Raw genomic sequence first — 7,626 nt, forward strand, 5'->3', positions numbered from 1 at the left:
CTCGACCTCACAGGTTGCAGGGGCGGTCTCCCCCGCAGTCTCCCGGGCCCGGGCGCCCGGGAACAGGGCTCGGGCACCCTTGGCGGGGGAAGCAACTCCTGTCCCCAAAGGGCAGACCGCCGGCACCGTGCACGGGAGGTCGGCCGGGCCGACGTCCCGTGCAGGCCCCCGCCACCGGCCTACAGTGCGGCGAGGTGGTCGACCAGGTCGTCGAGGCCGAGCGAGCCCAGCGACAGCGCCTTCATGTGCCAGGCCTTGAGGTCGAACGCCGCGCCCTGCCGGCGGCGGGCGGCTTCCCGCCCCTCCAACCAGGCGCGCTCGCCGAGCTTGTAGCCGATGGCCTGCCCGGGCCAGCCGAGGTAGCGGGCGATCTCGCTGCCGCGCATGTCGGCGGGGCTGCCGTTGTAGGTGGCCATGAACTCCGTGGCCAGCTCCGGGGTCCAGCGCTCGCCGGGGTGGAAGCCCGAGTCGGCGGGGATCGGCAGGCCCAGGTGCATGCCGATGTCGATGATCACCCGGATGGTGCGCAGCATCTGCTCGTCGAGGAAGCCGAGGCGGTGGGCGGGGTCGGTGAGGAACCCCAGGTCGTCCATCAGGCGCTCGGCGTACAGGGCCCAGCCCTCGACGTTCGCGCTGACCATGCCCAGCGTGCTCTGGTAGCGGCTCAGCCGGTCGGCGACGGCGACCCACTGGGCGAGTTGCAGGTGGTGGCCGGGGACGCCCTCGTGGTACCAGACGCTGACGAGCTGCCAGGTCGGGAACGCGTCCCGGCCGAGCGTGGGCAGGTAGGTGCGTCCGGGGCGGCTGAAGTCCAGGCTGGGGCCGGAGTAGTACGGTGCGGCGGCGCTTCCGGCGGGGGCGATCCGGGACTCCACCTTGCGCACCGGTCCGGAGATGTCGAAGTGGGTGCCGTCGAGGGCCTCGATCGCCCCGTCCATCTTCTGTTGCAGCCAGTCGCGGATCCCCTCCTCGCCCGTGACCTGGTGGCCGTGCCGCTCCAGGTGGTCCATGGCGTCGAGGACGCCGGCCCCGGGCAGCACGCGCCCCGCCTCGGCCCGCATCTCGGCGGCCGTGCGGTGGAACTCGCTCCAGGCCCAGGCGTAGGCCTCGTCCAGGTCGACCTCGGCGCCGGTGTGGTGGCGTACGGCGAGCCGGTAGCGGTCCCGGCCGACGGCGTCCGGGGTGTCGGCGGTGGCGGGGGCGTAGCTGTCGCGCAGCCAGGTACGGAACTCGGCGACGGCGGCGGTGGCCTGGCCGGCGGCCGTGTCCAGGTCGCCGCGCAACCGGTCGGGGCCGGGGGCGACGAAGTCGGCGAACCACCCGGCGCCGGCGCCCGCCCGCTGGTCCGTCGCCTCGCCGGTCCAGGCGGTGAGCTGGTCGATCACCACGGCCGCCTGGCGGGGCGCGGCCAGCAGGCCCCGGGCCATCCCCTCGGTCAGCGTCGCCCGGTAGCCGTCGAGCGCGGCGGGCACGTTGCGCAGCCGCCCGGCCACGGCCGCCCAGTCGTCGTCGGTGACGGTCGGCATGTAGGTGAAGATCTCCCGCACGTGGTGCACGTGCGCGCCGATGTTGCGCAACTGGCGGAAGTTCTCGCCCGCGTCGTGCAGGGCGAGTTCGGCGGTGAGGCGCTCCCGCAGCAGCCGGGCGCAGGCCCGGTCGGCGGGGTCGTCGGTGGTGGGTGCGGTGTCGAGCGTACGGAGGGTGCGCCGGGCGATGTCGGCGAGTGCCTCGAACCCTTCCGGGGAGAGGTCCGGCTGCCGTTCGTCGCCGGGGTGCAGGCCCAACCAGGCGGCCTCCAGCGGGTCGTGTGCGGCCACCTGGTCGAGGTGGTGGTCGGCGATGGTGCGCGGGGTGATCGTCTTATCTGCCATGCCGCCATCCTGGCGCACCGTCAGGGCGCACCGCTGCCCGGGCACCGGACCGGCAGGAGCCACCGCACCGTGAGCGCCGGCTGCTGCGACCGTTTGGCCGCGACACCTCATGCCGGATGGCTTGACGGCCCTGGCGCCGCCGGCTTGCCGCCGGTGGATGACCGCGATCGGTGTCACCATCGTTCGATGAGTGAGCGCGCGTACTCGCCGGCCGTGAGCCGGCTGGAGGACTACGACAACCGGGACATCTTCGGGGACACGGCGGACCCGTCCCGGGTCGCCGAGTGGGGTCTGGTCTGGCGGCTCAAGGACCTGCACTTCGGGATCAGGCTGGACGGTCGGCTCGTCGCCCATGCGGGGCTGGTCGTCCTGCCGCTCTCGGTCGGCCGGAGCCGGATGGACGTGGTGGGTCTCGGGGGTGTCGGCGTGGTCGAGGACCGGCGCGGTCGGGGTCTTGCCAGGCGTGTGGTGAGCGGCACGATGGAACACGCCCGGCGGCTTGGACCGGAGTTCGCGATCCTGTTCTGCCGTCCGGACGTGGTCGGCCTCTACGCCCGGCTCGGCTGGCGCGAGGTGGCGGACCAGGTGGAGGTGGAACAGCCCGCCGGCCCGACGGTGATGCCGCTGCGCACGATGCGGTTCGCGCTACGGGAGGGCGCCCACTGGCCCGAGGGGCCGGTGCGCCTGCACTCCCGCCCGATGTGAGCCCACCGATCGTGACGAACCGTTAGGCTGCGGGTACCCAGCGCAACCACTCGCGAACGGAGAACGCCATGGCATCGGGTGTCGGGGTCAACGACGTGTGTCTGCAGGAGTACCAGCTCCTGAAGCTCAAGAAGACCTACAAGTACATCGTCTTCAACCTCAACAAGGACAACACCGAGATCGTCGTCGAGAAGACCTCCACCTCCCAGGACTACGACGACTTCATCGCGGACCTTCCGGAGACGGAGTGCCGCTGGGCCGTCTACGACTTCGAGTTCGAGAAGGAGGGGGCCGGAAAGCGGAACAAGCTCACGTTCGTCTCCTGGGCCCCGGAGACGGCCAGGATCAAGCAGAAGATGCTCTTCGCCTCCTCCAAGGACGCCCTCCGGAAGGCGCTCGTGGGCATCGCGGTGGAGATCCAGGCCACCGAGTACAGCGAGGTCGCCTACGAGTCGGTCCTCGACAAGGCGAGCCGCTGAAACTGACCCGCCGGCCGGAATGACTCACTGTCAATCGCCAGGACCGTATCCGATCCCGTGTCGCGGCACCCGCCCAGCACTCCGGGTCACGGCGCCGGCTCGGTTCAAGCCCAACCAGGCGGCCTCCAGCGGGTCGTGTGCGGCCACCTGGTCGAGGTGGTGGTCGGCGATGGAGCGCGGGGTGATCGTCTTATCTGCCATGCGGCCATCCCGGCGCACCGTCAGGACGCGCCGCCGCCCGGGTGTCAGGGCCTCAGCAGGCCGCCCACCCACCAGTCGTGCGGCTGGCCGTCGTTGGCGAAGTCACGGTTGCGCAGGGTCCCTTCGACGGTGAAGCCGAGTTTCTCGGCGACGGCGCGCGAGCCGGTGTTCCCGACCATGGCCCACCACTCGATGCGGTGCACGTCGAGCGTGGCCCAGCCCCAGTCGCACAGGGCCCGGGCGGCCTCCACCGAGTACCCGCGTCCGCGCTGCTCCCTGACCGCCCAGTAGCCGAGCTCCCAGACGCCGCGACGCCTGAGGCTCAGGCCGTACAGGCCGGCCAGGGCGCCGGAGTCCTTGCGGAACGCGCCGAGGGTGTAGTCCTTGTCCTCCGCCCACTGGGCGGGCAGTCTCTCGCCGACCAGGTGCTCCGCGTCCGTACGCCGGTACGGCACCGGCACCGGGGTGTAGAACTGGATGTCCTTGTCCTGGCAGGCCTCGTACACCGCGTCCACGTCGGCGGACGTGAAGGCCCGGAGCACCAGACGATCGGTCTCGAGCGTCACTGGATCCATCACGGCAGTATGGCCACCACCGACAGGCGGCGGCCAGCGAATATCCGGACCGGGCGTGGAGCGCGTCAGCCCGTGGGCATGCCGATCTGGTCGCGCTCCAGGGCGGAGCGCAGTTCCGCGAGGGCCTGCGCGGCGGCCGCCACGGGGGCCGTCTTGAGCACGTCTGCGGTCAGTTCGGCCAGGCGCTCGGCGAAGGTTCCTTCCGCCGCGTCGACCAACTGCCGGCCGTCGTCGGTCAGTTCCAGCAGTGACGACCGGCGGTCCGAGGGGTTCGGCACGCGGGCGACCCATCCCTGCCGCTCCAGGCGGTCGACACCCTTGCTGGTGGACCCGATGCCGACGGCGAACTCGGCCGCCAGGTCCGCCACCCGGGCCCGGGGGTGGTCGCGGAGGTGGCGCAGGAACTCGAACTGGGACGTGACGATCCCGTGCCGCTCGCGGAGACGGTCGTTGAGGGCGTTGTACAGGCGCGTCTCGCATCGGACGAGGTCGGCGAAGAAGCTCGGGAGGTCGACCGTCTCGCCGGTCACTTTGGATGCCATGGCATATAGTCTACGTTAGATGCCTCGGCATATAGTGCCGAAGAAGCCACTTGCGACAGGAGCAGCCACCATGAGCAAGGAACAGCGCGCACAGGTCGACGCGATGCTGCGGCAGCCCCGGCCCGACGGCCCCCAGTCGGTCGAGGAGATCCGGGCCGGATTCAGGGCGCTGATGGCCCGCATGATCATCCCGGACGGCCTTCGCACCACGCGGACGACGCTCGGCGACCGGCCGGCCCTGCACGTCGTGCCGGGCGACGAGCTGGGCGAGGGGACGCGCACCGGGACAATCCTGTACTTCCACGGCGGCGGCTGGGTGTTCGGCTCTCCCGAGACGGCGATGTCGCTGACGGGGAACCTCGTGGCCAGGACCGGGCTCAGGGCGTACTCGCTGGACTACCGGCTCGCCCCCGAGCACCCGTTCCCGGCCGCGATCGAGGACGCGCTGAACGCCTACCGCGCCCTCCTCGACAGCGGCGAGGACCCTGCCGGCATCGCGTTCGCCGGGGACTCCGCCGGGGGCGGCCTCAGCGTCACCACCTGCCTCGCCGCCCGCGACGCCGGCCTCCCGCTGCCCGCCGCGATCGTGGCCTTCTCCCCCGGCCTCGACGCCACCCGGACGGGCGAGAGCATGGACACCAAGGCAGGCATCGACCCGATCTTCACCCGCGAGAACCTGGGGCACACCGGGGCCATGTACCTGGCGGGAGCCGACCCGCACCAGCCCCTGCTCAGCCCCGCCGTCCTCGCCGACCTGACGGGCTTCCCGCCGATGCTCCTCCAGGCGGGCACCAACGAACTGCTCCTGGACGACGCCACCCGCATGGCCGCCCGCGCCCTCGCGGCCGGAGTGGACGTGGTCCTCGACATCACCGCCGACGTACCCCACGTGTTCCAGTCCTTCGCCGGCGTGCTCGACGAGGCCGACCGGGCACTGGACCGCGCGGCCCTCTTCCTTGCGCAGCACGTCCGGAATCCCGGCACCGCGGCCGGGTCGGCCCAGTAGAGCTCGGAGCCCTCCGGTCCGTACGGTCGCAACCCGGCCGGCCCGGCCGTCATGGTTGTGAAGGTTCTCGGCCTCCGTGTCATACGGGCAACCATGCGACCTGTGGCTTCGTCCCCGGTCTCAGCCGGATGGCGCAGCTTCGGATTCTCACAGTTGTGACAGATCCTCGCGGTCACGGTGCCGCCTCTCGATGCGGTCGACCGGCGCCCTCAGGGCGGGTGAGGTCAGTTCCAGGTTGCGGTTGTCGCGCCCAGCGAGCATGTGGTCGAGCCAGCGTTCGTACCAGGCCAGGAAGTCCGTGGCCGACGAGACGTTGGGGCCCCAGAAGCCGTCAGCGTTTCCGGTGACGACGCGGCCCGTCAGGGGACCTGTGATGCCGAGAAGCACCAGGTCGGAGCACCCCGCCTCGATGATGTGCAGGAACAGGTCGCTTCGGTGAGACGGGCCACCGGCGAACGTGAACCCCCGAGGGCGGCCGGGCTCCCCGTGGGGGTCCATCATGAAGAGCCGACATGACTGCAAAGGCAGCAGGCCATAGAAAGGCGATGCCCCGCCCCCGCCCAGCGTGGTCAGGAAGCTGCGGTAGGGGTCGGGCAGTTCGATGTGGCGGTCGGCCTCGAACTCGGCGACCTTCGCGTCCGGCAACGGGGGCTTGAGGCGGAACCCGTGCTTCTCTTCACCGAAGGAGTAGCTTCGCAGCGCGGCATAGGGCACCTTGGCGAGCTTGCGCCGGATACGGGCGATCCGGGAGTCCATGTGAACTCTTCTCTCTGTCCTCCGCAAACTACCTGCTGTGGACAGTGATTCTCAATCCCGTGCCAGTTCGACCAGTCGGATGACATCGCGCCTGAGAACTGACACAGGATCCGAGCTTGCCGTTTAACCTCCAGCCGTGTTCGACTCCGTCAGCTATGTCGGTGCGTGCTGCTATCTCTGGCAGCGTGACCAGCGACGACAAAAGCGCCAACCCGCAGAGGTACAACATCGTGCTCGGCCCGGAAAACGGCCCCTACGCCTGTCCGTGCTGTGGCTATCTGACGATGGAATCACGTGGGGTGAACGAGACCTGCCTGGTGTGCTACTGGGAGGACGATGGGCAGGACGAGCATGATCGCGACGAGGTCCGTGGCGGTCCGAACGGGACGATGAGTCTTTCCGACGCTCAGCGCAACTACGAGACGATCGGAGCCTGCGCGCCTCAGTGGGTCAAGTACGCTCGCGAGCCCTTTCCCGAGGAACGAAAGTACAAGGACCCGGAGTACCGCTGGATCTAGAGGGCGGGGCGATCCACTGGATCTGTCACCCACACGGGGATTCCCCGGACGGCGGAGCGGCCTGCGCGTGATCCTGAACTCGACCAAGAGATACAGGACTTGACGCGAAGGCCGTGGTGATGAGTGTGCTGGAACAGGGCGTGCAGTGCGAGCCGTTCGCGGAACTGTCACGCTTCCGGCGGGTCTTCTACGACTGCCCGACCGGACGGCGCGACGCGCTGTTCGAGCTGACCGACGTGGTGCTGTACACCGACGGCCCGGTGAAGACCCTGGTCGGACTGGCGCTGGCCCCCGAGCACCGGCCCGGACACGGAGCCCTGTACCACCCCGGCCCGCTCCCGGTCATCGAGGGCACAGTCGTCCGCCTCCAGGTCGACCACCTGCCCAGCGGCGGCGACCCCAAGCCGCTGTGGCTCTGGTGGCCACGGCCCGAGGCCGGCCCCGCGGAGACCGACCTCGCCTGGCAGACGTTCCTACGCAGGTTCGACATCGAGCACTTCTTCCGGATGATCAAGCAGACACTCGGCTGGACCGCTCCGAGACTGCGGGAGGCCGAGGCAGCGGACCGGTGGACCTGGCTGATCGCCACCGCCTGCACCCAGCTCCGCCTCGCCCGCTCTCTGACCACCGACCTGCGACGGCCATGGGAGAAGCCGGCCGAACCTAACAAGCTCACCCTGGCCCGAGTACGCCGCGGGTTCCGACACCTGCACGCCAGAACCTCACCCCCGGCCGCAGTGCCGAAACCCACCCGGCTCGGCCCCGGGCGCCCACCCGGCTCGAAGAACCGCCACCCCGCGAACCGCAACGACGTGGGCCTGCTCCTGGTCACCGGCGAGCTCTACCGCCGACCGGCTCACCACAAAGTCGGCACCAAACCACGCCGCACTGGATAAATCACAAGCCGAGAACCTACAGGTTGGGCCTCACGACAACTGGACAACCGGCATTCCGAGTTCGGCCCGGGTGGCAC

At 70.2% G+C, this 7,626-nt stretch carries 8 protein-coding genes and 1 pseudogene; 5 read left to right on the plus strand and 4 right to left on the minus strand.

Features of this window, described 5'->3' with window-relative positions:
- Positions 1–179: 179 nt before the first annotated feature.
- Positions 180–1,871 (minus strand): DUF885 domain-containing protein, encoded by a 1,692-nt coding sequence (locus ACFU6K_RS24090; RefSeq protein WP_380666238.1) that lies wholly within the window; start codon positions 1,869–1,871, stop codon positions 180–182.
- Positions 1,872–2,057: 186 nt separating this feature from the next.
- On the opposite strand from ACFU6K_RS24090, the gene ACFU6K_RS24095 reads away from it, so the two are divergent.
- Together ACFU6K_RS24095 and ACFU6K_RS24100 are read left to right on the plus strand one after the other, a co-directional pair.
- The gene (locus tag ACFU6K_RS24095) at positions 2,058–2,576 is read left to right on the plus strand and encodes a GNAT family N-acetyltransferase (RefSeq protein ID WP_380666240.1); all 519 of its coding nucleotides are present in this window, start codon (positions 2,058–2,060) and stop codon (positions 2,574–2,576) included.
- A 68-nt stretch (positions 2,577–2,644) separates the two neighbouring features.
- Positions 2,645–3,055, plus strand: coding sequence for an actin-binding ADF family protein (locus ACFU6K_RS24100; RefSeq protein WP_380666242.1), 411 nt, complete (start codon positions 2,645–2,647; stop codon positions 3,053–3,055).
- 245 nt (positions 3,056–3,300) lie between these two features.
- On the opposite strand, the gene ACFU6K_RS24105 is transcribed toward ACFU6K_RS24100, so the two are convergent.
- Both ACFU6K_RS24105 and ACFU6K_RS24110 read right to left on the minus strand, forming a co-directional pair.
- Entirely contained in the window at positions 3,301–3,831 is a 531-nt protein-coding gene (locus tag ACFU6K_RS24105; RefSeq protein WP_380666244.1) for a GNAT family N-acetyltransferase, read from the minus strand.
- 65 nt (positions 3,832–3,896) lie between these two features.
- Positions 3,897–4,373 carry a MarR family winged helix-turn-helix transcriptional regulator gene (locus tag ACFU6K_RS24110; protein WP_380666246.1) on the minus strand — a complete coding sequence of 159 codons (477 nt, stop codon included), beginning with the start codon at positions 4,371–4,373 and terminating at the stop codon, positions 3,897–3,899.
- Positions 4,374–4,443: 70 nt separating this feature from the next.
- Between ACFU6K_RS24110 and ACFU6K_RS24115 the strand changes: the two genes are divergently transcribed.
- Positions 4,444–5,379 carry an alpha/beta hydrolase gene (locus ACFU6K_RS24115; protein WP_380666248.1) on the plus strand — a complete coding sequence of 312 codons (936 nt, stop codon included), beginning with the start codon at positions 4,444–4,446 and terminating at the stop codon, positions 5,377–5,379.
- 147 nt (positions 5,380–5,526) lie between these two features.
- Here ACFU6K_RS24115 and ACFU6K_RS24120 read toward each other — a convergent pair whose 3' ends face one another.
- Positions 5,527–6,135: an SMI1/KNR4 family protein gene (locus ACFU6K_RS24120; protein ID WP_380666250.1), complete on the minus strand. Its 609-nt coding sequence runs from the start codon at positions 6,133–6,135 to the stop codon at positions 5,527–5,529.
- A 185-nt stretch (positions 6,136–6,320) separates the two neighbouring features.
- On the opposite strand from ACFU6K_RS24120, the gene ACFU6K_RS24125 reads away from it, so the two are divergent.
- Positions 6,321–6,653 carry a CPCC family cysteine-rich protein gene (locus tag ACFU6K_RS24125; protein WP_380666252.1) on the plus strand — a complete coding sequence of 111 codons (333 nt, stop codon included), beginning with the start codon at positions 6,321–6,323 and terminating at the stop codon, positions 6,651–6,653.
- A 323-nt stretch (positions 6,654–6,976) separates the two neighbouring features.
- Positions 6,977–7,549: pseudogene (locus ACFU6K_RS24130) on the plus strand (transposase); the annotation flags it as partial.
- Positions 7,550–7,626: the final 77 nt, after the last annotated feature.

The organism is Kitasatospora sp. NPDC057512, from assembly GCF_042802135.1.
Classification (GTDB): Bacteria; Actinomycetota; Actinomycetes; order Streptomycetales; family Streptomycetaceae; genus Kitasatospora.